Source organism: Streptomyces bottropensis ATCC 25435 (assembly GCF_000383595.1).
Taxonomy (GTDB): domain Bacteria; phylum Actinomycetota; class Actinomycetes; order Streptomycetales; family Streptomycetaceae; genus Streptomyces; species Streptomyces bottropensis.
The window spans coordinates 5,530,481-5,555,079 of sequence record NZ_KB911581.1 but is presented as its reverse complement, the minus strand read 5'-3'; the positions used below and the strand labels follow the sequence as shown (position 1 = coordinate 5,555,079).

The 24,599-nt window shown below is 67.7% G+C and carries 16 protein-coding genes, 1 tRNA gene and 3 pseudogenes; 13 read left to right on the top strand and 7 right to left on the bottom strand.

The annotated features are described in order from the left end of the window. Positions 1-11: 11 nt before the first annotated feature. Positions 12-806 (top strand): IS21-like element helper ATPase IstB, encoded by a 795-nt coding sequence (gene istB, locus STRBO_RS0124775; RefSeq protein ID WP_005477162.1) that lies wholly within the window; start codon positions 12-14, stop codon positions 804-806. A 15-nt stretch (positions 807-821) separates the two neighbouring features. Here the strand turns inward: istB and STRBO_RS0124770 are convergent, their stop codons facing one another. Continuing rightward, complete coding sequence (locus STRBO_RS0124770) at positions 822-1,292, bottom strand: GNAT family N-acetyltransferase (protein ID WP_028796831.1); 471 nt, start codon at positions 1,290-1,292, stop codon at positions 822-824. 196 nt (positions 1,293-1,488) lie between these two features. Here STRBO_RS0124770 and STRBO_RS45515 point away from each other — a divergent pair. From STRBO_RS45515 to STRBO_RS0124755, 4 genes and pseudogenes are all read left to right on the top strand, one after another. After that, positions 1,489-4,152 (top strand): annotated as a pseudogene (locus STRBO_RS45515) (polymorphic toxin-type HINT domain-containing protein); the annotation flags it as partial. A gap of 409 nt (positions 4,153-4,561) precedes the next feature. Continuing rightward, the gene (locus STRBO_RS42130; protein WP_078531405.1) at positions 4,562-4,927 is read left to right on the top strand and encodes a DUF2750 domain-containing protein; all 366 of its coding nucleotides are present in this window, start codon (positions 4,562-4,564) and stop codon (positions 4,925-4,927) included. A gap of 609 nt (positions 4,928-5,536) precedes the next feature. After that, the gene (locus STRBO_RS0124760; protein ID WP_020114983.1) at positions 5,537-6,034 is read left to right on the top strand and encodes a lamin tail domain-containing protein; all 498 of its coding nucleotides are present in this window, start codon (positions 5,537-5,539) and stop codon (positions 6,032-6,034) included. A 720-nt stretch (positions 6,035-6,754) separates the two neighbouring features. Continuing rightward, positions 6,755-7,834: a response regulator gene (locus STRBO_RS0124755; protein ID WP_028796830.1), complete on the top strand. Its 1,080-nt coding sequence runs from the start codon at positions 6,755-6,757 to the stop codon at positions 7,832-7,834. Positions 7,835-8,051: 217 nt separating this feature from the next. On the opposite strand, the gene STRBO_RS0124750 is transcribed toward STRBO_RS0124755, so the two are convergent. The 4 genes from STRBO_RS0124750 to STRBO_RS0124735 form a co-directional block, all read right to left on the bottom strand. After that, a complete protein-coding gene (locus STRBO_RS0124750; protein WP_020665609.1) occupies positions 8,052-9,521 on the bottom strand; it encodes a UvrD-helicase domain-containing protein in 1,470 nt (489 codons plus the stop codon). 79 nt (positions 9,522-9,600) lie between these two features. Next, positions 9,601-10,083, bottom strand: coding sequence for a hypothetical protein (locus STRBO_RS0124745; protein ID WP_381327052.1), 483 nt, complete (start codon positions 10,081-10,083; stop codon positions 9,601-9,603). 5 nt (positions 10,084-10,088) lie between these two features. After that, positions 10,089-10,895 carry a DUF6083 domain-containing protein gene (locus STRBO_RS0124740; RefSeq protein ID WP_005477149.1) on the bottom strand — a complete coding sequence of 269 codons (807 nt, stop codon included), beginning with the start codon at positions 10,893-10,895 and terminating at the stop codon, positions 10,089-10,091. Between the two features lie 236 nt (positions 10,896-11,131). Beyond that, positions 11,132-11,395 carry a helix-turn-helix transcriptional regulator gene (locus tag STRBO_RS0124735; RefSeq protein WP_005477147.1) on the bottom strand — a complete coding sequence of 88 codons (264 nt, stop codon included), beginning with the start codon at positions 11,393-11,395 and terminating at the stop codon, positions 11,132-11,134. A 631-nt stretch (positions 11,396-12,026) separates the two neighbouring features. Between STRBO_RS0124735 and STRBO_RS44960 the strand changes: the two genes are divergently transcribed. The 4 genes from STRBO_RS44960 to STRBO_RS0124705 all read left to right on the top strand — a co-directional run bounded on the left by STRBO_RS44960 (position 12,027) and on the right by STRBO_RS0124705 (position 16,401). After that, a complete protein-coding gene (locus STRBO_RS44960; protein ID WP_237547421.1) occupies positions 12,027-12,581 on the top strand; it encodes a hypothetical protein in 555 nt (184 codons plus the stop codon). 765 nt (positions 12,582-13,346) lie between these two features. Next, on the top strand, positions 13,347-13,922 hold the full coding sequence (locus STRBO_RS0124715; RefSeq protein WP_005477142.1) for an RNA polymerase sigma factor: 576 nt from the start codon (positions 13,347-13,349) through the stop codon (positions 13,920-13,922). Further along, on the top strand, positions 13,922-14,896 hold the full coding sequence (locus tag STRBO_RS0124710) for a hypothetical protein (RefSeq protein WP_020114977.1): 975 nt from the start codon (positions 13,922-13,924) through the stop codon (positions 14,894-14,896). The genes STRBO_RS0124715 and STRBO_RS0124710 overlap by 1 nt, the downstream gene beginning before the upstream one ends. 281 nt (positions 14,897-15,177) lie before the next feature. Then, entirely contained in the window at positions 15,178-16,401 is a 1,224-nt protein-coding gene (locus tag STRBO_RS0124705; RefSeq protein ID WP_005477138.1) for a VWA domain-containing protein, read from the top strand. 187 nt (positions 16,402-16,588) lie between these two features. Here the strand turns inward: STRBO_RS0124705 and STRBO_RS42115 are convergent, their stop codons facing one another. Together STRBO_RS42115 and STRBO_RS43045 are read right to left on the bottom strand one after the other, a co-directional pair. Further along, complete coding sequence (locus STRBO_RS42115) at positions 16,589-18,016, bottom strand: pentapeptide repeat-containing protein (RefSeq protein ID WP_106961095.1); 1,428 nt, start codon at positions 18,014-18,016, stop codon at positions 16,589-16,591. Beyond that, entirely contained in the window at positions 18,013-18,639 is a 627-nt protein-coding gene (locus STRBO_RS43045) for a pentapeptide repeat-containing protein (protein ID WP_086016309.1), read from the bottom strand. Before STRBO_RS43045 ends, STRBO_RS42115 begins: the two co-directional genes overlap by 4 nt. 336 nt (positions 18,640-18,975) lie before the next feature. Between STRBO_RS43045 and STRBO_RS42110 the strand changes: the two are divergent. The 4 genes and pseudogenes from STRBO_RS42110 to STRBO_RS0124685 all read left to right on the top strand — a co-directional run. Beyond that, a pseudogene (locus tag STRBO_RS42110) lies at positions 18,976-19,414 on the top strand (transposase); the annotation flags it as partial. A gap of 596 nt (positions 19,415-20,010) precedes the next feature. Continuing rightward, positions 20,011-23,733, top strand: a complete 3,723-nt coding sequence (locus tag STRBO_RS0124690) for a hypothetical protein (protein ID WP_020114975.1) — start codon at positions 20,011-20,013, stop codon at positions 23,731-23,733. A gap of 321 nt (positions 23,734-24,054) precedes the next feature. Further along, positions 24,055-24,255: pseudogene (locus tag STRBO_RS44950) on the top strand (transcriptional regulator); the annotation flags it as partial. Positions 24,256-24,316: 61 nt separating this feature from the next. After that, positions 24,317-24,390: transfer RNA gene (locus STRBO_RS0124685), tRNA-Met, on the top strand. The last annotated feature ends 209 nt before the right edge of the window (positions 24,391-24,599 follow it).

Below are 24,599 nucleotides of genomic sequence, written 5' to 3'. Positions count from 1 at the left end.
GAAGAGGCACCGTGACCGTCAAGCGCAACCGCGGACTGACCGAACAGGCCGCCGACACCGCAGTGGACCAGGCATGCCGGATGCTCCGGCTGCCCACCATCCGAAACCAGTACCCCGACCTGGCCGAGGCCGCGGTCCGGGACCAGATGACCTACCGCGGGTTCCTGGCCGAGCTGCTGCTGGCCGAATGCGACGACCGGGCCCGCCGGCGCTCGGAGCGGCGGATCAAGGCGGCCGGCTTCCCGCGCGAGAAGTCGATCCGGCAGTTCGACTTCGACGCCAACCCCGTCATCGACCCGGCAACGATCCACACCCTCGCCCAGTGCGACTGGGTCAAGAAAGGCTTGCCGCTCTGCTTGATCGGCGACAGCGGAACCGGCAAGTCCCACCTGCTCATCGCGCTGGGCACCGAGGCCGCGATGCACGAGTACCGGGTTAAATACGTCCTGGCCACCAAGCTCGTCAACGAACTCGTGGAGGCCGCCGACGAGAAGCTACTGGCCAAGACCATCGCCCGCTACGGACGCGTCGACCTTCTCTGCATCGACGAGCTGGGCTACATGGAGCTCGACCGGCGAGGCGCCGAACTGCTGTTCCAGGTTCTGACGGAACGGGAGGAAAAGAACAGCGTGGCCATCGCCTCCAACGAATCCTTCGGAGGATGGACCAAGACGTTCACCGACCCGAGGCTCTGCGCGGCCATCGTCGACCGGCTGACGTTCGGCGGCAACATCATCGAGACCGGCACCGACTCCTACCGGCTGGCAGCCACCCGAGCCCGCGCAGAACAGCAGGCCGCCGGCTGACACCGGAGCTGCACGTTAGAGAACGAGTTTCATGCGTGGGGCTGAGGTCACCGTGAATCCGAGCTTTTCGTAGATGCGCTGACCCGTGGGAGTGGCGCTCAGATCGACACGGTCGGCGGCAATCGAACGGGCCCACGCCACGATGTCCAGTACGAGCATCGTTCCGTGACCGTGGCCGCGATGCTCGGGCAGAGTGATGACGTTCGCGAGGCGCACGGTGCGCCCCCGAATGCACTGAGGGTTGGGCACGCCGAGCTCCAGGGTGCCGATGGCCGTAGCTACAAGCTGTCCGTTTACCTCGATCACAGGGAACCGGGCCTGGCGAGAATCCTCGACATGGCGCGTGAACCACTCACGTGCGTGGCCCGACCAGGGCTTCTCCCGCGGCGTGCCACCATCGTCAAACAAAAGTGCCCAAAGATGCAGAAGTTGGGCGCAGTCGCTTGCCTCTGCGGCCCGCAAGCGGCCTGGAACGATCTTGGTCACCTTGTGATGATCGCACGGGCGGAAGGATCGGGCGGCCGTATTTTCTATGCCCTCCCAGGTGATGATCGAGGAGGCACCCCCTCGTCGGCACCACGCAAAGTGGAGTCACTTCTCACCTACCAAACGAGACTCTCCGGCCGCGAGGTGGAGTCAGAACCCGCCGACAAACGGAGTCAACGAACACCTACGAAGCCAGATCACCGACCCCCGGGGCAACAACACCTTCTACACCTACGACTGGGCCGGGCAGCGCCGCACCGTCGACGACCCCGACGCGGGCACCTCGACGACCGAGTACGACGTCAACGGGCAGATCAGCCAGACCACCAGCAACGGCGGCAAGACCGTCCTGACCTACGGCTACGACAACCTCGGTCGCAAGACGGCCGTCGCCAGCGGCTCGGACGAACTCGCCGCCTGGCTTTGGGACGGCCTGGGCGTCCCCAACGGCAAGGGCCAGATCACCTCCACCACCAGCCGCGACAGTGCCGGCAACACCTACACCACCAGCACCGGATCCTTCGACACCCGCGGCCGCCCCCTGAGCAGCACGGTCACCCTCCCCGCCGCGGTCAGTGGCCTGGCCGGCACTTACACGACGTCGTTCGCCTACGACGCCGCCGACCATCTCACCAAGGCGACCTACCCGGCCGCGGGAGGCCTCGCCGCTGAGACGGTGACCACCACCTACGACACCTACGGCCGACCGGACCGCCTCACCAGCACCCTGGGCGCGGCCGTCTACATCGACGACACCGCCTACGACTCCTACGACCGCCTCACCGGACGCACCTACGGAGCCGACTTCGACGGCACCGGCACCAACGCCCAACGCGCCTACAGCTACGACGACAGCAACGGCACCCGCCGGCTCACCTCCATCGCCACGACCACCAACGTCAACGAACTGATCACCGAAAGGCAGAAGGACACCTACCGCTACGACCTGTCCGGCCGGATCACCGAACTGCGCGAGGAGGCCACCGGCCAGACCGCCCAGTCGCAGTGCTTCCGCTACGACGACCAGAGCCGCCTGACCAGCGCCTTCACCCACACCCTGGTCTGCGCGAACTCCGCACAGACCACCACCAACAACCAGGGCACCGCCCCCTACCAGAGCGCCTACACCTACGACCGCATGGGCAACCTGCAGTCCGTCACCGACACCAACACCGCCGGCACCGCCGCCCTGCGCGACTACCTCTACCCCGGATACGACGACGCCGGCACCTGGACCACCGCCAACGCCAACTGGCCCCACGGCATCCGCAAAATCCTCCACAAGACCGGCAGCACCACCACCCGCACCGACACCCTCACCTACGACGACAACGGCACGATGCTCAAACGCATCGAACAACCTGCCACCGGCACAGCAACGACCATCGACTACACCTGGACCAAACTCGCCCAGCTGGCCACGGTCAAGACCACCAAAGCCAGCGGCAGCGAACTGACCCGCTACGCCTACGACGCCGACGGCAACCTCCTCGTCCGCACCACCCCCAGCGAAGCCATTGCCTCACTCGGCGGCACCGAACTGCGCACCGACGGCACCACCGTCACCGCAACCCGCCACTACACCAGCGGCGGTGCCACCGTCGCCATGCGCACCACCGAAGGCACCACCGCCACCAACGGCAGACTCACCTACCTGATGGCCGACACCCAGGCCTCCACCCAGATCGCCGTCGACGCCACCACCGGCACCTCCACCCGCCGCCGCTACACCCCCTTCGGCGACGAACGCAGCGGCACCCTGCCCACCGGCACCGACAACGGCTTCCTCGGCAAGACAGAAGACACCAGCACCGGACTGTCCCTGCTCGGCGCCCGCGCCTACGACCCCTACCTCGGACGCTTCCTCAGCCCCGACCCCCTCAGTGCGCCGTACCGGCCACAGAACCTCTCCGCCTACAGCTACAGCAGCAACGACCCCGTCAACCGCTCCGACCCCAGCGGCCTGATGGACGCCGACCAGGGCAGCTCCTGCACCAACCACTGCGAAGAACACAAGCAGTGGGTGCGCGAGACCATCCTCGGAGGATCGTGGCAGCAGGAGGGCGATTCAGGAGTCGACCTCAACAACGACGGCTACGTCACCATCTACCCCGCAGTCCACGTCCCTGTCGGCTGGGACCAGGCACAGATCTACACCGAAGCGTTCTACGAAAAGATCGACGAGCTGTGCACCTACGGCCGCGACTCCTGCGCCGACAGCAGCGGCCCAACCGACGCGCTGGCGGTCAACGGAGCGAAGGGCAACGCCTGCGTCGCGGCAGGGCTGAACTGCCCAGACGGGACACGATGGGGCACGAGCGTCGCGATGGCAGGCGGCTTCATGGTCGCCGCCGAAGGCGGAGAAGGCCCAGCAGGAGGCTCCGGATTCGGCGGCCTGCGTACGAAAAGCAGCCCCTGCGCCAAATGCTTCCTGGCCGGCACCGACGTCCTCATGGCCGACGGAACCACCAAAGACATCGAAGACATCGAACCCGGTGACAAGGTCCAGGCAACCGACCCTGAAACCGGTGAGTCCGGAGCCCGCGAAGTCACCCGCCTCATCGTCACACGGGACGACAAGCGCTTCAACGAACTCTCCATCGCCACCGAAAACGGCATCGAACAGCTCACGGCAACCCACGAGCACCCCTTCTGGTCACCCTCCGAAAACGACTGGATCGAAGCCGACGACCTCGCCCCCGGCATGACCCTGCTCGCCGACAAGGGCAACACGGTCATCGTTACGGGAAGCCGGCCCTACCGTCAGCAGGCCACCACCTACAACCTCACCGTCGACGGCTTGCACACGTTCTATGTGCTGGCAGGTGAGACACCTGTACTCGTACACAACAGCAACTGTGGTGGGCGTTGGAAATTGGGAGAAGACTATTCCAAGCCCAGCAAGAATGGCGCCTCTCCATCCTTGTCTACCATGCGTAAGCGATTTTGGAAGAACGAAGCGGCGGAGCCGGGTGCCGCAGACCAATACGGTGCCGCGAACATCGGTCGCATGAAACGGGGGTCGGCGCCACAGCGGCAGCGTCAGGATGGATCGTGGGAATCGATGGAGCTGAGCCACGAACCTATTCCCGAGCGGGATGGCGGTTTGTTGCTGACACCCCGATGGCCAAAGGATCATGTGATTATGGATCCCGGCGGATACCGTAGGCTCCCACCCGGTTACTAACGCTGCGGACGAGCGCGGCGCGAGCGCCCTCTGGCGCCGCGCCGAGCGTTCCCTCAAGGCGTGACGGTATAGGAGGATTCAAGTGAGCACGAGTGGGGCGCAGGCAGCGGCCTTCTTCCGCGAGATCGTTCAAACTCGTACCATTTGGTGGGTTCGGGATGATGACGGCAGTCCGACGCCGGTCTCAAGTTCTGGGCGGCCCGCATTCCCCTACTGGTCATCGGAGGCCCGTGCGCAGCGCGCTGCTCGGCTATGGGGTCCTCAATTTCGTGCTGTTTCAATGCCGCTGGATCATTGGCGAAGCGCGGCTTTGCCGGACCTGGCTAAGGATGATTTTCGGGTAGGGATTAATTGGAGCGGACAGTACCTGACTGGGTGGGACTTCACTGTCGATGAAGTGGTAAATCGTCTCATTCACGCGCTTGGTGAACCACCATACGGCCGGTAGATTCCGTTGTTTTGCAGCGCTCGGAAACAGCTTGTGGAAGCCCCGCCAAGATTCTTTGTGGCGGGCCCGTTGCGGGTGCCGGTGGCGTACGGGTTCTGGCTGCACCGGATGACCGGATCGGCGATGGAAGCCAACCACTTCGCCCGCGACTACGGCATCACCCACCACTCCGCTCCACACCAGCCAGGCCCCTCCCGCTGGCGTCCGAACCAGTTCGGCTCAGCGGTGCTGCGGGCGACGCTGGAGAGACAAGCAACTCTCAGGGCCCGCCCGGGATGGGCTGCCGGTCGCGTGGCGTGGGTCCCGCAGACTAGCCATTGGCTACCAGGGGGCCCGGTGAGCCAGCACGACCATGCGGAGGTGCTTTCTGCCGTGTATGGCGTGCCGCCGCCGACTATGGGCGGCGGGGGCTGTCCCACCTTCGACATCAGCGACCGAAGGCGGATTCCTGCAACACGGGACTCGGCTTCTGCGGGCTTGAGGGGTCGGCCTCGGCACCCCGAAGGTTTCCACTCGATCGGGTGACAGAACCACCGGTGTGCAACTGCCGCAGACTCACCGCAGTCCTCCACGTACAGCACCATCCGTTCTGTGTGGAGGAGCACCATCTTGCGTAAGCGTTCCATCCTGGCCGTAGCCGTCACCGCGGGCGCTGTCGCCGCCCTAGTACCTGCCGTGTCAGCTCAGGCGGCCGAGTACAGCTCGGCGCTCAAGATCCGCGGGGTCCAGTACGACGCACCCGGTAGGGACTCCAACAGCTGCTCCACCGGCAACACGGCCGCCGAGTACCTGACGGTGAAGAACTACTCCTCCACGGCGACGGTCAACCTCAAGGGCTACGCCGTCGAGGACGCCACCGGTAACCGCTTCACTTTCACGGGCAACCACTACCTTGAGCCCGGCGACTATGTGAAGCTGCGTGGCGGTCACGGCGGCGACTCCGACAAGTACAACGTGGTCTACCGCGGCAACTGCAACTTCCTGTGGAACAACGACCGCGACACCATCTACCTGTACAAGCCCTCCGGCAGCCGGGCGGACGTCCACTCCTACACCAAGAGCGGATCCGACGCCGACGGCGACGGCTACATCCGCTACCACAACTGAACCCAGCCTCAGGTCGTCAGGGGCTCGGGGCACGTCCCGCGCGGATGGCCCTGCGGGCGGTGGTCAGGTGAGTGAACGGGGCTTGCGCGCTCCGAAAGCCCCAGCCGCCTCGTGCGCTGGTCTCCGGAGACCCGAACCGGCCCCTCGGAACCGGTTTGTGCAGCCGGTCTCCCGTGCTGCGGATATCGCTCGCTGCCCGGCGGGGCCCGTGCAGCGGTCACTTCACGGCTGTGTGACGGTGTTGCCGGAGCCGGCACCGTTGCACGGAAACATGAGGCAACGTTCGGCAGGACCGGCCTCGTGACCAGTCACTCTTCCTCGCTGCGGAGACCGTGGGGTGTTGCAGCCGAACATCCGGCCGCGATTGTCCGCCGATCACGGTCTGCAACACCTCGCGGTTCCCTCATTCTGGACTTTCCCCCGCAATCCGCTGGGGGACAAGTCCCCTTCCCTTGCGATGGGTTGGATGATCGGAGTTCGTGGTGGACCGCTCCTTGCTGTCGTTGAGATCGACATTGGTGTTCCTGCTCGCTGTGCTCGCCGGCGCGGCAGCAGGTGCACTCACGGCGTGGTCGGGGGAAGAAACGCCGCGCAGTGTGCTCGCGGGTCTCGCCGTCGTGGGGATCTCCGTCCCTTTCTTCAACCGCCTCATCGCCCCTGACGGGCCCACGCACCCGCCGCTGGCTCCTGCTGGAACCGGTGCCGGTGAGGAGGGAAGCGATGGCTGAGTTGCGGCCTTTGGGGGAGGACCTCAACGACGCCTCACGCGCGCTGGCCCTGGCCCTGCGGGAGTTGTTCGAGGGCCTGCAGGTGTCCGTCCGACGGTATGCCGCGCGCCGTCGAATCGACCCGGGTACCGTTTCACGCTATCTCAACGGCACCCGGTTACCGCCGTGGCAGATGATCAACGACCTGTTCGCGGATGTTGCCGAGCACCGGGGGACCGCAGTCACCACCGAGGCCATCGAACTCGTTCGAGGCCTGTACGGGCTGGCTGTGGACGCCGCGTCCTCACCCAGACACGCCGTGCAGATCCTCGAGCAGCAACTCGCCGACGCCGACCATGTCTCCCGGCGGTCAAGCATCCGCGGCGACGTCCTGGGCGACGCGCTGCTGGACAGGACTCAGCGCATCGCCGACCTCGAGACACGGCTCAACCAGCTCGAGGCCGACCGCATCACGGAGCAGAAGCGGGCAGACGAACTTGCGGCGGCACACCCGGATATCTCGGGGCTCATCGCCGAGCGTGACGAGCTCCAGCAGGAAGTCGAGCGGCTGCGGACGGACCTCAACAAGGCCCAGGCTCAGCGTGCCGCGGCGGAGGACCGCTGCGATCTGCTCGAACGCCAGCTCGACGCCGTCGAGCAGGCTGCTCCGGCGGCTGTACTGCCCGCGACGCCACAGGGCATGCCCAAGATCCTCGTCGTCGACGACCAGCCGGACAACCTGCTCGCGATGACCGCGGTCCTGTCCACACTCGACCAGGAACTCATCACCGTCTCCTCCGGCCGGGAAGCCCTCAAGGCTCTGCTGGACCACGACGACTTCGCGGTCATCATCATGGACGTGCAGATGCCGGAGATGGACGGCTACGAGACCTGCGCCCACATCAAACGCCGCCCCCGCACCCGCGACGTCCCGATCATCTTCCTGACCGCGATGGGCGTCGACGCGGAGCACTCGGCCCGCGGCTACGCCGCTGGCGCCGTCGATTACATCAGCAAGCCCTTCGACCCATGGGCCCTGCGTGCCAAGGTCGCCGTGTTCACCTCCATCTACCTGGAACGGTACGCGCAGTAGCCCAGGGCTGACTGATCACCGGCACCTGATGATGAACCCCGGCGGTGGCCTGCCAACGGCGAGCTCCCGGTCAGGGCCGGTGGTGGCGACGCGAGCGCCGAGACGGTCTTCCCGGTGGGTGCAGGCTGGGAGCAACTCCATTGGCTGATCAGGACGCTGACGACGAGTAGCCCTCAAGGCGTTGCACCTCAATGAGATCGGTGGTGCAGGCGTCGTTTCAGCCCGCGCTCGCTGTGGTGGGGTGGGTGTTGATCCAGGAGAGGCCGCCGAGGTCGAGGTGGTGGCGGGCGCGGGTGACGGCGACGTAGGCGAGGCGGGCGTCGGTGTCGTTGACGGGTTCGGGGACGGGGCGGCCCTGGACGTCGTGCTGGTCGGTGTCCTTGGGCGGGGGGAAGTCGTCGGCGATTCTGACGGTGGGCCATTCGCGGCCTTTGGCGGTGTGGGCGGTGGAGACGGTGACGTCGGCGTCTTCCTCGTCGGTGAGCTGGTTGATCGCGGTGAGGATGGCGTCGGGGCCGTGGGTGTCGACGAGGTTGACGAAGGGCTGCAGGTCACGGCCTGCGGGGTCGTGTTCGGCATACTCCTGCAGCTCGCCCCAGGAGCTGAAGAGGACAAGTTCGGGATGGGCGGTGGGGCGGCCTTCTTTGAGGTCGCGGGCGGCGATTGCCAGCGCGGCCAGCGCCTGTGCGCCGCGGGCCAGGGCGACGCGCCGGCCGTCGGCCAGCAGGCGCATGACTTCGGTCATGGCGCCGATGTTGGTGCGGCACAGCACCGCGTCCGGACGGTCGAGGCCTCCGACCGTGGCGGGGACGGTGTCGCTGCCGGTCAGACGGATGGGTGCCTCGGCGAGCTCGAGCCACCGGTTGGCCTGGTCGGCGATCAGAGGGCCGAAACGGAAGGAACGCGTGAGGGTGAGGTGCGTGGCGTCGAAGCCGGTCATCACGTCGCGGGCGCCGCGCCAGCCGTAGATGGCCTGGGCGGAATCGCCGACCAGGACGAGCTGCGTATGGTCGCGCTGGGCGGAGAAGACCTGTTCCAGCACGGGGTTGGTGTCCTGGGCCTCGTCCAGGAGCAGGAAGTCGGCGCCGATGCGCGGTTCGGTCAGGGCCCACATCTTCAGGTAGTGGTCGTGCTCGAAGCGGACCACTCCCTGGTCGGGGCTGTGCAGGTCGACCCAGGCGCGGCGGGCGAACGGCAGGACCGCCTCGGCGAGCTGGGCGTGTTCGGCGGGTGTTCCCAGACGGCGCAGTGTGGGGACGTGGTGGCGGGCCAGGGTGCGGTCGGCGGAGTAACAGAAGCGGGTCACGGTGCGCAGCACGGTGTTGGACAGCGACCTGGCGCTGATCTCGTGCTCGCCGATGCGGACGGGCCGGGTGATGCCGAGCGCCTGGCCGGTCTTCCAGGCGGGCTGACGGGGGCTGTTGAGGCGGTGGGTGTAGCGGTGGCCGAGGGCCGCGTAGGCGGTGGCGTGCGCGGTCTTGCAGTGCACGGTACGCGGGAAGCGGGCCGCGGCGTCGAGGGCGATGCTCTTGTTGAAGGCGAGGTAGCGGCCGCGGCGGCTGGTGGCGGCGGCGAGCATGACGAGGGTGGCCGTCTTGCCCGTGCCGGCGCCGGCTTGCAGGACGAGGTGGCGGCCGGCGCGGAAGGCGTCGGTGGCGTGGATTTGTTCATCGGTGGGCGTAGGCAACGAAGACTCCGCAGCGAGCATGAAGACGAGGAGCCCCCGGGCTTCCTTCAGCCAGGGAACCCTCACAGGAAAGGGGGCGTTACGGTGCCGCCGGTGAACGGCGGCGCCGGCTGAGGGCATGGACGGCGCAGGTCAGCACTTCTTCGAGGGCGTGGTCGGCCAGCAGGACCTGCAGCCGGTCCTCCAGCACGCGAAGGCGCTGCCGCTCCCGCTCAGCGAGGGCCGCGGTCACGCGCCGGCTGAGGAACTCCCCGGGCCGCAGGCCCCGGCAGGCCGCTGCCTGCCGGACGGCGGCATCATCGCTCCGGCTGAACGCGAAATTGAGCCGCACCTGCCCTTTGCGGTCCGGGTAGTGCGTGCTCAGCACGTCGATGGGCAGCCGTGAGCCCAGGCGGCGCCGCAGCCGGTGCAGGGCGTGGGCCGGGCTGCGGGCGTCCTGCACAGCCATCAGCCGGGTGCGGTCGGCATTCGCGGCCAGCGGCACGGCCCTCCGGGCGCGCTTGAGTTCACCGGGGGACAGGGGCCGGGTCAGGAGGATCTCGACGGCATGGTGTCGCGTCACGGGTGTCACGGCCGGGCCGCCTTCCGCGCGCAGCCCGAGGGCCCGGAGCGGCTGTGGGTGGGCAGCCGGGTGTGGATGTGCTCACGGTGCAGGAGGGCGTCGAAGGGCTCCCAGTCCGGCACGGTCAGGTCGGGTGCGGCGGCTGTGGCTGCGTGCTGGGGGCAGTGCTGGGCGCGCCAGCGCAGCTGCTCGGCGTAGGAAAGGCCGCTGAGGTCGTAGACGGCCATCATGTCGGCGGGCAGTGCCAGTTGGCCGGTGGCGGAGGAGGTGGCGGGCATCAAGGTCCAGGTGCCGGCCGGGATGTGGGGAGCGAGGACCGGGCGGGAACAGCGGCCGCGGCGCCGGGTCAGGGCCACGCACTGGATCTCCTCCACCGGGCGGTCGGCCAGGTAGCGGACGTACAGCAACTGCACCACAGGCCGGGCCGGCCGGCACACGGCCTGCTGCGGGACTGCCCCGTCCGGCGGGGCGGCGGGCGGGACGAAGGTGCCGGCGTCGATCAGGCGCCGGGTGTTCACCGCGAGCGCTCTGCGCAGCGCTCCCAGCCCGGCTGCCGCGGGAGTGTCCCTGGCGGGGCAGAGCAGGGCGTGCGGGATGCGGCACCAGCTGCTGCCGTCCCCGGCTGGGTGGGCGATGCCGGAACTGACGTGCCAGCGGCAGTCGGCAGGTACCCGGGCGGCGGGGAGTTCGCGCGGGTGCAGACGGACCATCCGCAGGGCGCTGCGGTGGTACCACTCGATCCGGTTGCCGCACTCACGGCAACGGCTGTGCTGGCCGCAGCGCAGCAGCCGGCTGGTGCCGCCAGGGTTCACCCGCAAAGAACGAAGGGCTGGGGCGGTGACGGGGCTGCCGTCCCAGTGCCGGGCAGAAGACGAGGGAGTGGAGCGCATACGCGTGAACCTGCCAGCCAACACGCCGCACCTGCGGAACTGGCGCCGCCACGTCGCCCGGTCGGCCCTTTATGAGGCTACTGGTGTGCGAAGAGACGCCTGAACGTTCGTTTCGCCGTCGCTGCATCAGGTGATCCGCGGCAACCCTTGGGAAGCCGTCAGCCGTCGGCGGATCCGGGAAGATCATGGTCGTGGCACAGCGTGCCGAAGAGCTGCTCGAACGGAGTCCCCAGGGCGTGCGCGAGAGCGTGCCAGGTCTTCAGGGTGCCGATGGTGCGGCCCTGCTCGATCTCGATGACCGTGCGCCTGGCCAGGCCACTGCGGGCGGCGAGCTCGTCATACGTCCACCCGCGCACCGCCCGCAGGCGCGCGAGCTCCAGCCGCAGCGCGTTGAGGTCCGGATCGGGCGGCAAGATCGTCACCCGACTATCCGACGGTGCAGACCCCTGCCCTGTCAGTGCAGACCTCTGCCCTATTTGCCCAGGTGGTAGCGACAACTGAAGGGCAGAGGTCTGCACTACGGTGTCCGCCGCCGCCCCTTCCCGGACGGACACCAGCGGAGGCACCGATAAGGAGGGCCACCCGCCCATGAGGCTGCGCGCACCATGCCCCGCGACCCCACGCGCCTGGACCGTGGAGCTGCGCTCACACACCGGCGGACTCGTTCTCACCTGCCGGCAGTGCCCCCGCGACGCCAGCCCCATCCCCGCCGTATCCGCCCGCGCGGCCGCCCTCGCCCACCTCGCACGCCACGCCCGCAGCGACACCCTCCCGCCCCACCTGAGGACCTGCCAGTGCCACGAACGCGGCTGCCACTGGCACCGCCGCCACCGCGGCTGCGCCGGCCCCATCCGCCTGCTCCTCGCCTGCGAACACGGCGGCCGCGTATGGCGACTCACCGACACCTGCACCGCCTGCGCCGCAGCGACAGCCCACGCCGCCGTCGTACCCGACACCGCCCTGCCCACCCCCCGACAGACGCCAGCCACCCTCCGCCCCCGCCGCCGACGGCAGCGGCGCAGCGAGCCGGACAGGCAAACCAGAGTCCGGGACATGCTCAGCTATCTGGCTGCCGCGCTCCCGGCCGGGACCTCACCCGCCACCCGGCTTATCGCCCTGCAGTGCGCACTGCGCATAAGCGCCAGCATGCAGGTCAGCCTTCCCGCGGGCCTGCTGCGCAGCTTCCGGCTCGGCTCCGACCCGACCCCCTGGCGGGAACTGGAACAAGCGCGATGGCTGCGCCGGATCCCCGACCACGCCACCGGCAAAGTCGCTGCCGTGCTACTGGACGCGGGGCTGCTCGGCCAGGCGCCCACCCGCACCGACCGCTGTCACGCAGCTGACTGGGCGCTGCGCGCCAGTTGCCGGGGTCAGGCAGGGGGACTCGGTCCGCTGCCGCAAGTAGTAAGGGTCTATCTCGCGGCACACAGCCATTCCGAAACCGGCCACGGACTGAACGACGCCGACCGGACAGCCCACCAATGCGGTATCCAACCCGAGGAACTGCCCCACGTACTCCAGCAGATGACGACAGCAGGGCTGCTGAACGCCTGGCGGATTTCCGCCGATACGGAAGACCTTCACTGGGTCCTGCCGACTCCGCAGTGAAGGGGACGTGCACCTTGCAGCTGCCTGCTGCACCCTTGCACGGATGAGGATGGCCCTCGGCGCGGACGGGATCAGTCGATAGCCGAGGCGGGAGCGTCGGAACTGGCCTTGTGCAGCGAGACGCTGTGCGTGCTCGGGGCACTCAATGGCGCGACAGCAGACCAGACAAGCCGGCCCGGGTGAATCTGCGCGTCTGGCTGGTCCACCTGATGCAGGCACAGATGAAAGTGATGACGAACGAGTTCTGGCCGTATCAGTGACCGGAGGCAGACCGCTGCCCCGCACACACCGGATCACCCCCACGGCGCTCCGTCTCCTGCCACAGCCCTCCCGTCCGACGCCTGTCCTCGGCGCGCACAGAAGGCGCACCCATTCGGATGGCGGTGTGCTGCCGCCCTGCCTCTGCGGCCGCCTTTCCGCGCGGGGGCAGCCTCGTGACCAGGCAGATGTCACAACTCCTAGGGGAAATCGCACTGTTGAGGTGCGCGGGGCGCGTGAGAGCGGGCGAAAAGCCCGTACGGAAAAGGGAAAGGTGCGGAATGGAGCCTGTGATCACCGCAGCGGTGGTGACCGTGGCCGTCAGTGTCATCAACGCCATAGTGAAGATCGCTCAGCGAAGGTTGAACGTCTCCGTGGAGATAGCGCGCATCAGCGAGACGGCACAGACCGAGCGGGTTCGCTGCATCAGCGGGCGGTCCGCAACATCCGCCTCTTACCGCGGCGGCCGCGAGGCGGAGCCCGCCGGCCGGAGCGGGGGTGGCGAGCATGGACGACTCCGTCAGCACTGACTTGCACCTTGCCGAGCCGCTGGAGGCAGATGCCACCCCGCTGCCGGGTATCAAGCTCGCCGGTGCCCTGCACGACGAGCAGTATCCCGCCCTGGTCCGCTTCCTGCTTTTGCAAGGAGCGTCCTGGACAGAGGCCCAGGATGCCGCGCAGGACGCCTTCACCCAGATGTGCGCGCCAGGCGTCACGATCACCTACCCCCGCGCCTGGCTGCGCACGGTGGCCTGGCGGTTCTGGGTGAGCCAGCAGGTGAAACTCGAAGAGACCTGTGCGGACCTGCCGGAACCGCAGCCCAGCCTGCGCTGGCAGACGCCGGCTCACGCCGCCGAACTAGGGGAGGAGGAACGCCAGGTGATCTCTCTACTACATCAGCTGCCGGCCAAGCAACGTGCCGCGATGGCCTGGCATCTGGACGGTTTCACCACTGAGGAAAGCGCACGCGCCATGGGTACCACCCAGGCGGCCGTCCGCCAGAACCTGGCCCGCGCGAGAGCCGCACTCAAGCAAGGCCTGCGGCTCGAGGGCCGGTTCACCAACGAGAGGAGGAAGGCGTGATGGGCAGCGATCCCCGCGCAGCGGAAGGGAACGACCCCCTCGACGCCCTGCTGACAACTGCGCACCGTCGACTGGGCATTGCCGTGGTCGACCGCCTCAACGCCCATGGCGGGCCGCCCGAACTGCGTACCCCGGACCTTGCACTGGACCGCCTACTGGCTACGACCCACCGCGCCACGGGGACGGCTGTCAGCCGCCGTCTGTCCCGGGACGCCGATGCCGCTCAGCGCGATTCCGCGCTCCAAGCACGTCTGGGAGCCCGGGGCCCGCTGGCCCGCCGCCCTGCAACAATCCGGGTGAAGTACCGCGAAGAGGCGCTCCGCCTGGTCCGCAACTACTGGCCTCTCGACCTGGCAGAGGCGGTGCGTACCGCTGTCCGTATCGTCCAGGACCTGTGTGAACTCGCGGGCGATAGCGCACAGCCGCTGAGCCGCGCCGACACTGCGGTGGAACAACTCCGCAAGCACCTGGAGGGCATGTCCCAGCAGCCTGCACTGTATCGGTCCCAGGCCGCCGTCACCGGCCTGGACTATCTCGACGCAGTCGAGTCCGCACTCGCCGATCCGGCCGAGCGCCTCGCCGATGAACTCCACAACATCCGGGAACTCGTGGATGAGGAACTGGCTCCTTCTGTCGCCGCCCTCGTGGCGACCGGACGCGCCTACCTGTTCGGTGTCGAGGTGGTTGCCCAGGACCTCATCGACGATCTGGTCCAAAGCTGCGAGTACGCCGACGCGCTGGTCAAGGCTGTCGCAGAAGTCGAGCGGGCCAGCAACGACTTCGTCGGAGCAGACCTCACCAATGCGAAGTTGGATGACGTGCCCCTGGAGGGAATTCTGTGGGATGCAACGACCTTGTGGCCAGCGCAGTGGGAAACCCGAGTGCGCCGTGCCTCACTGCCGTCCGGTGAAGAGCAAGGAGTCCTCGTGGTGGCAGCCGAGGGATGCGACGTTGTGGTCCATGCCGATGCGTAGGACGCATGCTCGCGATGCCCGTCGGGCCGCAGCGTGTTGCCTGTGTCAGGCGGCGGTCACAGAGCTGGGGTGTGCCCGCCGGTGAACCTGCGGACAGATGAGGCGTCTTTCGAGCGCTGATGCGTCACGGACGACATGCCCTCGAGAATCGCGCAGGAAAGTCGAGAGCCCGCAGACGGCGCCGTTTCGGCGTGTGCTGCTGGGGCTAATTCCGATCAAAGCGGCGACAGTTGGGCGTGTGGGTGACTACCGTGTCTTTCCACTGATCAAGGGGGACCGGGATGCAGACGACATCGCTGCGCAAGGGCGAGAACACGGCACTGGCGACGGCGTCGACGGTCTTGTCCGTGGCAGTGCAGGGGCTTGCGGTGGACGTGTCGGCGTTGCTGCTCGGACCGGATGGCAAGGTCCGAAGCGACAACGACCTCGTCTTCTACAATCATCCGACTCAGGACGGTGTGTCGGTCGCCGGCCCGGCGGTCACCGCGGACCTGCCCCGCCTGCCCTCCGACGTGCACCAGGTGGTGATCGTAGCGAGCGCTGATCCGCTGCAACCAGGGGCCGTCTTCACGCATGCACCCCAACTGACGATCAACCAGAACGGTGCGCCTGCCTGGTCGTTCACCGCACCGGATTTTGCTGCGGGAGAGACCGTCGTGGTTCTGGCGGAGTTGTACCGGCGTGGCGACGGCTGGAAGGTCCGCGCCGTCGGTCAGGGCTACGCCTCTGGCTTGTCAGGGCTGGCCATGGACTACGGCGTCGACGTCGACCCAGAACCCGCCGCTGCGCCCTCTGCACCACTACCGGCGCAGACGCGTTCTGCTCCTGCGCCAGCATCGGTGGATCTGGCAAAGGTGGAACGGCAGGCCCCTGGCCTGCTGGATCCTGCACGACAGGCCGGCCAGGCGCTCGTGAACCGAGGGATTTCAGGTCGGCGGGCAGCGGTATATCTGATCCTGGACCACGACTGGCACATGGAAGAGCTGTACGAGTCCTTTGCGGTCCAGGCTTTCGCTGAACGGGTCCTTGCCTTGTCGGCCAACCTGGACGATGACGGCACCGTGCCCGTGGTCTTCTCCAGCGGACGAGAGCCGTTCCTTGAAGAGATTCGCCTGGACAATTACCGAGGCCGCATCGGGCAGCTGCACACTCAAGTCGACTGGGGCTGGGGCAACGTCGCCGACGCGATGCGCCGCGCGGTCAGCCACTACCAGGAATCCGGCGCGGCTGACCCCGCCTTCATCGTCACCCAGGTCGGGGACGAGCCCTGGGACAAAGCCGAAGTCCGCTCCCTCTTGCAGAACACCGCGTCCCTGGGGGTGTTCTGGCTGTTCGTGGGCTTCGGCCGCGGCAAGCTCGCCTTCTACAAGAACCTCAACGCCTCCGCCTCAGCGACCTTCACCAACGTCGCCTTCTACGACGCCAGCAAGAACCCGGGCTCGGTGCCAGGCGAACAGTTCTACACCGGCCTCGTCGATGCCTTCGCCACCTGGATGCGATCGTGAGCACGCCGCTGCTCCTTCAGTCTCGACCAGGAACGCGAGAACCGGCTGACGGCGGAGGTGATCAGCGACAGCATCCGTGCCAAGTTCGGCCCCGACGCGATCGGCCAGGCCATCACACGCCTACGCCTCGCCTCCCCGAAGACGCCGGGAGGCGAGGGGCCTACTGATCGGGTCGGGCCTGTTGCCGCTATCGTTTGACCCTCCCGCGGATAGCGAGGATGGCGAGGCCAAGGAGTACGGGTTCGGCCAGTCGGGATGACATCTCGGTGTACGTGCCAGCGGTGGTGAGGTCCTGGCCACTAGAGCGGAAGACAACCGAGTTCACTACGACCTGAACCGATTTCTCCCATCGTTCTGATGTGAGCCGTGAGGCCAGTGATCCGCCGGGATTGACGGGGTCCGGCTTGTCGGTAGTCAGCGAAATGTTCTGACCGGCGAGGCTTCCCGTGGTGGCCAGCTTAGGATCGTCCACTGGCAATCCCCACAGCATCATGACGAGCACGGTGGCGGCCATGGAGCAGAACAGCAAGCCCAAAGCGCGCGACGCTCGCAGACCGTATCCGGACACCGCCCAGTACAGCGCCAACAGCCACCGCTCGGCGCAGGGCCGGCTGCGGTCGTGGCGGCGCATCTCCATCTCACCGTAGTAGAAGTCCGCAGCGTCCGGCTCGTTCTTGCTGTCCTCGAACGCCTTCCGTAGCTGCCGGTACACCGGCGCCAACTGCTCCGGCCCCACCAGCTCCTTCCCGGATGGTGCCGCCCTCCAGCCAGACAGCCCCTGCGCGGCGCGCCAGTGCTGCTCCTCGGCCAGCGTGCGACGGGGAGTCCACCGCAAGGGCAACAACCTCCCAAGCCTCAGGCCCGAGGGGACTGGTGCTAGGGGGCAGTCACCTTCTAACCGCAATTGGTCCAAATGCACGGTGCTAGTCAGGTTGCAGCGACTGAGATCTACGTTGTAGAGCGCCAGATGCGCCGCGTCGGCGCCCTGCAGCGACGACATGCGGACCCCTGGATCGCGTGCAGCCAGTTGACCTTCTGATGCACTCAAAGCGAAAGGGGCGGTTCGGGTGGTGATACTCAGCGGATATTCGAAAACAGCGTCTTGGAGGTCGACCGAGGCATACCTGAGACGTAGGGCAGCGACAGAGTCCCATCGCGTTCGGTCGCAAACCACGTATCTCGCTGCAGCCTCGATGGTTACGTGGCTATTGAACCGCGCTGCAGACATTCTGAAAGCCTGTTGGCAAACCAGAGGGCCTAGCTGAGCCGCTGTCTCGAACGTTGCCTTGCTGAAATCAGCATCACCAGAGAAGGCGGCTCTCCTGAAATCGATATCACCAGAGAAAACCGCCTTAAAGAATTTTGCCTGAGCGAACATCGCATCGCCGAACTGGGCGGCGCCAGAGAATTTTGCCTGGTCGAACTTGGCTACAGCAGAGAAAATGCATTTCTCGAAGCATGCCTTCTCTGAGAAATTCGCCCCGGCGAAGCTGGCGGTCTCGACGAATCTCACCTTGGTAAACCAACATCTCTCCGAGAAGGCCGCCGCATCGAAATCTACCTGGCCGACAAATCGGGAATCGTTGAATGTGGCATCACCGGAGAAATTGGTCAGATTGAATGAGACTTCTTGGAAAAATTCGCCTTCTTGAAGGTTGCATGATCATGGAAGGTCACGTTAGTGAACCAGACCTCATCCGCGAACGCTGCGCTCGTGAATCGCGAGACCCCTTCGAACTGGGATCTGTTGAACCTAACGGAGCCAGAGAACCTTACCGATTCGAAACTGGCGACGCGGGCAAACTTGACGTGGATAAATTTTGCTGTGGTGAACATTGCCCCGGAAAAGATGCAGGCGTCAGCGAACGTCGCGTCACTGAACTGTGCATCATTGGAGAATATCGTTCCGTTGAAACGGGCGTAGTCGGAGAAAGTGGTCTCGCGAAATCGGGCGAGTCCGAATCGGGGCCTTCTGCTGAGTGGTTCCCGAATCGCATTCAAGATTTCATCCAGCAGTGCCCCCGAAAGGTGAGTGCCGGAGTGGTCGACGTCTCTGCCGGGCGCGAGTGTGCTGAGGTAGGTGATCCGCTCCGTATCGCTGAGGTGAGCTAGGCACTCCGTATATGGCGCTACCTGGCGGCCACGGCAGCCGACCGGGTCGTTGACCGGATCCGCACCACGTGAGCAGTGTGGCCATAGCGGTGTGGTCATGGAGGGTGAGGTGCCGTTGATCGTCATGCTCCTGAATGCGCTTTAGCCTGCCGCTAGTTGACCCAGTCGGCTGAGACTACCAACCCCTCTGCAACGTCCTTCGACCTTGCCCGAGATCGATGGTGCCCAAGGCTTGTTCCGTAAGTGATCTTCGGTTTGCCTTGGGCGTGCTTGGCGGGCTTGTGGCCTGCTGGTTCTATCCGGCAAGAGTGAGGTTGTGCATCCGGGCGATGCAGCGCACGGCGTGGCGGACGCAGTCGCTTGAGACGGCAGCCACGGAGGACCTTCCAGGTCTTTATGGGGAGTGTAAGTCTACGGCGGACTCGACGATCATGAGAGAGACGTCAAGTGACTGACATCTTCGTGGAGGTGGAGACCGTGAGGCCTGCCTGGTCCGGGCCGTCTGCGCCCGTGTCCGACGAACAGCTGGTCGCGATGCTGGTGGTGCGGGCTCGGTCGGAGGGGCTGCAGCTGACCGGGCAGGTGGGCTGCTGCAGCAGTTGACCAAGCGGGTCCTGGAGTCTGCGCTGGAAGGTGAGATTGCGATTCACCTCGGCTACGAGAAGCACGGTGCCGCCGGGTCGGGCAGCGGCAACTACCTGCAACGCGGCCTGGGCCAAGACTGTGCTGACCGACGTTGGGTTGGTCGAGGTCAAGGTCCCGCGTGACACCTCGGCCACGTTCGAGCGGCAGATCGTCAAGAATCGGCAGTGGCGGCTGACCGGGGTCGACGAGATGGAGTTCTCGCTGTCCGTGAAAGGGGCTCACGCACGCCGAGATATCCGCGCATTTCTCCGCCATCCGACAACGGGACCAACGCCTTCCATAGCTGGCCTGCCTCGACCTCACGGACGGCACCAGCACAATCAGCTGAAGGACGCCACTGGCCTGCACCGGACCACTGTCACCCGCCGTCTGGCCAAGCTCGTCGGCGATTGGCCTCGCCCTCGAACGCGAAGGCATGCACTACCTCCCCCGTCTTGCCGGCCCTTTACCCCTGCAACGCGACGACCCACGCCGCCGAACAGGCCGGTACCCCAGGCCTGGGAGACTGGTTCCGCCCGCGCACGCGTCTACTACCAGCGATACCCGGCCGAACCCGCCCGACACCGCCCCGGTAGGCGTTGCCGACCTGTTCACCGGGCAACTCCTCGACGAGCGCTGCCGTGACTGGGACTGGCCCACCCTGACTGCCCAGTCTTCGTGGAACTGGCGTCGTGCCCCTGCCCCACCCGCCACCCGAGCGAGACCCCAGCCGCATGTGCCTGACGCGCAGCCACCATCGCGCAGTTCACCCAGCAAGGCGGACGCCGATCGGTCAAATCCGTCGCAACGTCCTTTACCCGCCTGCGAAGCTGTGCCGTTGAACTAGCCCGGTATGAGACCAGGAAGCGCGCCATGCCCTCGAAGACGCCCGTCACCTCAGCCGCCCACCGCCGCGTGGAGTGGAAGGTGCTCGACCGCGCCCTGGCCCCCTACGACACCGACTCCCTGATCGTGCTGCTCCAGGCCGCGCTCACCTCGCCGGACTGCCAACGCCTCGCCGACCACCTGCTGCTGATGCTCACTCGTGTCCTGCGCACCCCACCCCGCACCGGTACATCCGCCAGCGCCGAGGACCTGCCCCGTCTGGTCGAGGCCGTTGTGCGGGCCGCACCCGGCCGCGGCGTTGTCACCGGCCGCCATCCCAGCGGCCTGCGCCCAGGAGTACGCCATCTACTCGCAGGCGAGCATCTGCTCGTCCACCCCGGACAGCTCGCCCACCCACTCTTCGTGCTGCGCAGCCTGCAGCTGACGGCCCTGGCCGTCGACGAACCCCTGTCCACGGCCACCGGCTTTGGGATCGGCGACGTGCTCGAGCTGGCCCTGCGTCTGACCGACCAGGCCCTGAGCGCCCTCAGCCCGGTATGGCCCGAACCCGTCACCGGGGACAGCGAGGAGCAGGTCGCCTGCCGCCTCACCCCGGCCGAGGTCGATGCCGCCACCGCGATCGCCACGGCCGACCCGAGCGACCTGGTCCCCGCCTGCCAGCACCCGCAGCGCGCCGCCCGCGCCCTCGCGTGGCTGACCCGGCCGGTCAAGGACCTGCCGCTGCGCTACCACCCCGACGCCCCCCTACTCGGACCGGTCCTGGCCCTCACCGCGCACGGCCGACGTCTGCCCGTCCCCGCCGGCGCGGCCACCGACGCCCTCGCCCCGGCCGCCGGACGCCTGCTCGGCCTGCTGCCACCAAACCAACTGCCCGCGGCCGAGACCAGGTTGCAGGAACTGACCGTCTCCCGCCTCGCCCAGCTCCTCGGCCTGGACCACATCCCCGCCCGCACCGGCCCCGTGTGCCGGCTGACCTCGCCCACCCACCGCTACGACATCGCCGTCGTCAGCGCCCTGGCCGACGGCCGCCTCGGCGCCCGCGTCGAGGAAGGCCGCGCCGCCCTCGCCGACACCCCACCCGGCCGCGGCCGCCTCGTCGTATACGGCGGGCCCCGCTTCCTGGGACGCGAGCTGATCCGCGACACCGCCCTCCTCCACGTCGAGGAACTCGCCGAGATCCTGCACGCCGCCGACGGCGACCCCACGCTCACGGCGCTGTTCCTCCTGGAGCTCACCGAGCACCCCGGCGTGCACGGCGTGGCCTACGACGACGCCCTCGACGCCTGGACCGCCTGGCACCACCACGCCACCCTGCTGCTGCCCGGCCCCGACAGCGACGACGTCGTCTACGTCCCCGCCGCCCCGCACGACGAGGTCTGGGAGCGCGCCGCCGACCACGCGGCCACCGACCGCGTCCTGACCGCCGCCGGCCTGCCCGCCGTACGGGAGTTCAGACACGCCCGGCACACCCCGCCCGAGGCCGGAGCGAGCGGCACCCACACCGACCTCGAGCACCACACGGACGACGGCACGCTGCTGATCCGCACCTCCACCGTCCCCCCAGTGGCGATCGTCGCCATCCCTTCCCACCACCCCGGCGCCCTGCTCGACGCCGACGGCATGGCCGCCTTCGCCGACTCCCTGCGCACCACCCTCACCACCCTCGCGCCCGTCACCACGCACGCCACGCTCCCCGACGGCATGCCCCTCGTCCTCGAGGTGACCGTCACCGACCAGCCCCACCAGCCACCCGCCACCGAAATGACCCCGGCAGACGAGACCAGGGATGCGGGGGAGCGGCTCCTGCTGCGCGCCGGGGCCGACCCGGCCGCCGCCCGGATCGGCCTCGTCATCGACCCGCCCCTGCTCGCCGCGTTCAACGGCGACGGACAGCGAGGACACGACATCCTGGGCATGCTCGTCCACGACCTGATCACCCAGGTCCGCACCGGCCGCGACGCCGGCCCCGGCACCGACGCGGACACCTTCACCACCGCCTGGAACACCGCCCACCCCGTGCTGCGGCTGGCCGGCACCACCCACTCCTGGCCCGCCACTGCCCCCGCCTACACCCTGCCGCGCACCCCTCACCTGCACGCCCGCGCCCTGCGCACCGCGGCCGCCGCCGTCCGCCGCGCCCGCGTTCCGGCCGGCAGCTGGCGCGGCGCCGACGCCCTGCGCCCCGGAGGGCCCGCCGAGCAGCTCCTACACGCGTTGGAGAACGCACTTGCCGAACAACTCCGCGCCCACCAGCCCGCCCTGCTCGGCGAACTCGCCCGCCAGGTGAACGCCGCCTGGGCGCAGCGCACCCGCTCGCTCACCGAGGCCGCAGTCAACCTTGCCGCCCCGTGGGCCGAGAACTGGACCGCCGAGGCGGGCCGCCGGCAGACCGATGCCGTCACCGCCACCTCCGCCCTGCATCTGCTGCTGCAGCAGGCCCTCATCACGGCGCCCACCGGCGCTCGACCCGTCGACGTCCTCGCCGTCGCCGAGCTCGTCGCCCTTGCCGAACTCGTCCTCGACAGCGGCATCACCGCAGTGGCCGCTGCCCGCCGTCTGCACGATGTGAGCCTGGACATCGACCCCGCCGGCGTGTTCACCCTCACCGCCGGTTCCGAAGGCGCGTCGGCCTCCACAACCGAGCCCCGCGGCGGTGAGCATCTGGGGTTCGACCTCGGCGCTTACCGGCGCGCCCGCCAGCAGCGCATGATCGCGGCCGCCGTCGGCGCCGAGCCCGAACTCCTCGACGCCAGCACCCTGCTCGCCGTCCCACCCGTGCGCACTGAGACCCCCTTTGCCGCGCCCGTCCTCCCGTCCGGCAGCCAACTCGCCCAGGCCGACCGGCTTCTGCGCCAGCAGTGGGGTTGCGGCCTGGACGCGCTCGGCGCCGTCCTCGCCACTGCGTCCGACTGGCCCACCAGCGAACACGGCACCGCCACCGTCACCGTCGAGGACCTGGTCGCCGAAAGCGCCGCCTGGTCCGGGCTGCCCGGCGACCACCTCCGCGCCGCCGTCGGCCGCCTGCGCCTGCACCCCGGTAACGCGGCCAGCACCACCGAGCACGCCTACACCGAGGTCGAACGCCGCACCCGCCCCCTGACCCACCCCCTCATCACCGACGGCGAGGACCTTCTCGTCCTGCCCTGGCTCGCCCATGCCTCCCGCGAGGCCTACGCGGCCTCCCTCGACGACGGCCGTCTGCCGCACCCGGAACTCCCCGACCCCGTCGACAAGGCCCTCACCCGCCATCGCCAGCAACTCGACCAGCGCCTGGAGTCCGATGTCCGCGAAGCCGCCCGCGCCGCAGGACTGCCGCACCGTTTCCGCCTCCTGGAGAAGACCGCCGCTCAGCTCGGCGTCCCCGGCCTGACCGGCGAGATCGATCTCATGGTCGCCGACCCGGACACGGGCCGTTTGTGGGTGATCGAGGCGAAGAACCCCACCCGGGCCGTCGCGGTGCACGCCCTGCAACAGCACATCAAGAAGTTCACCACCCGCTACCGGGACAAACTGCTCGCCAAGGCCGCCACCGTCGCCCAGTACGCGGACCACGCGGCGGCGGCCTGCGGCGCCACGGCCGAACGCCCCTGGCGGGTGCTGCCGTTGATGGTCACCCGCACCATCGAGCCGGCCGCGTTCCTCGCCGACCCCCGCATCCCCTACACCACCGCCGACCACCTCACCACGGTCCTGACCCACCCGACCGACCCGGAACCCGGATGGATCCCGGCCCCCGCAGCCACCCCATGACCCCGGCCACAGCATTCGGCGCACGGCGCGAAGGACTGGGCTGTGTCGGTGATCTCCTTGCTTTGGCATGACTCCTCTGATCGTTCAGAAGGTAGAGGTCCTGCTCCCACGCATCATGTGCGAAACCCGCAATTACTTCGCTCACCAAGGCTCTCTCGCAGTTGTCATACATGGGCCACTCCACCCGGACCTGAGGCTGGGCGGGTCCCCTCCGCGGCCGACTCGCTGCCCGCCGCTTCACCGGCGAGCGCTTCGAGAGTCCCTGAGCGTCACACTGAACTCAGTGGTGTTCCGCTCCTCCGGCCAGGACCTGACCACGATCACCAGTCCCAAGTGCCGCAGCCGCTGCAGCGCGTGGTGAAGGACCGGACGATAAACGTGCGCCGCTGGGACCACATCGTCGGCTCTTGGGCAGCCGGCAGCCACCAGAGCCTTGATGCCGCGTGGTAGGACGTAATCGTCGACCTCGGCTCGCCGTGGGGCCAGTACGAGTACATGACCAGCGTCGGCTTCGCCGCATAGAGCCCTGTGCGGAAAAATGGTCTTCGGGCCTGCTGGGATGGCGTACGGTGGGGGATACCGACGCGGGGTGGAGCAGCTCGGTAGCTCGCTGGGCTCATAACCCAGAGGTCGCAGGTTCAAATCCTGTCCCCGCTACTGATGGAGAGGCCCCGGATCCACACGACCCGGGTCCTTTCGCCGTTTCTGGACGAGCCCATCTCTGCACCAGATCTGGTGATGCACGCTCAATTAGGCGACGTCTTTGATCAGCGAGACAGACACAGCCACACATCTCCGCGACTGATGCAATCGCAGCTCCAACGGGTCAGCCTTGGCTGTCATCTCCCGCGCCCGCTCGCCGCCTC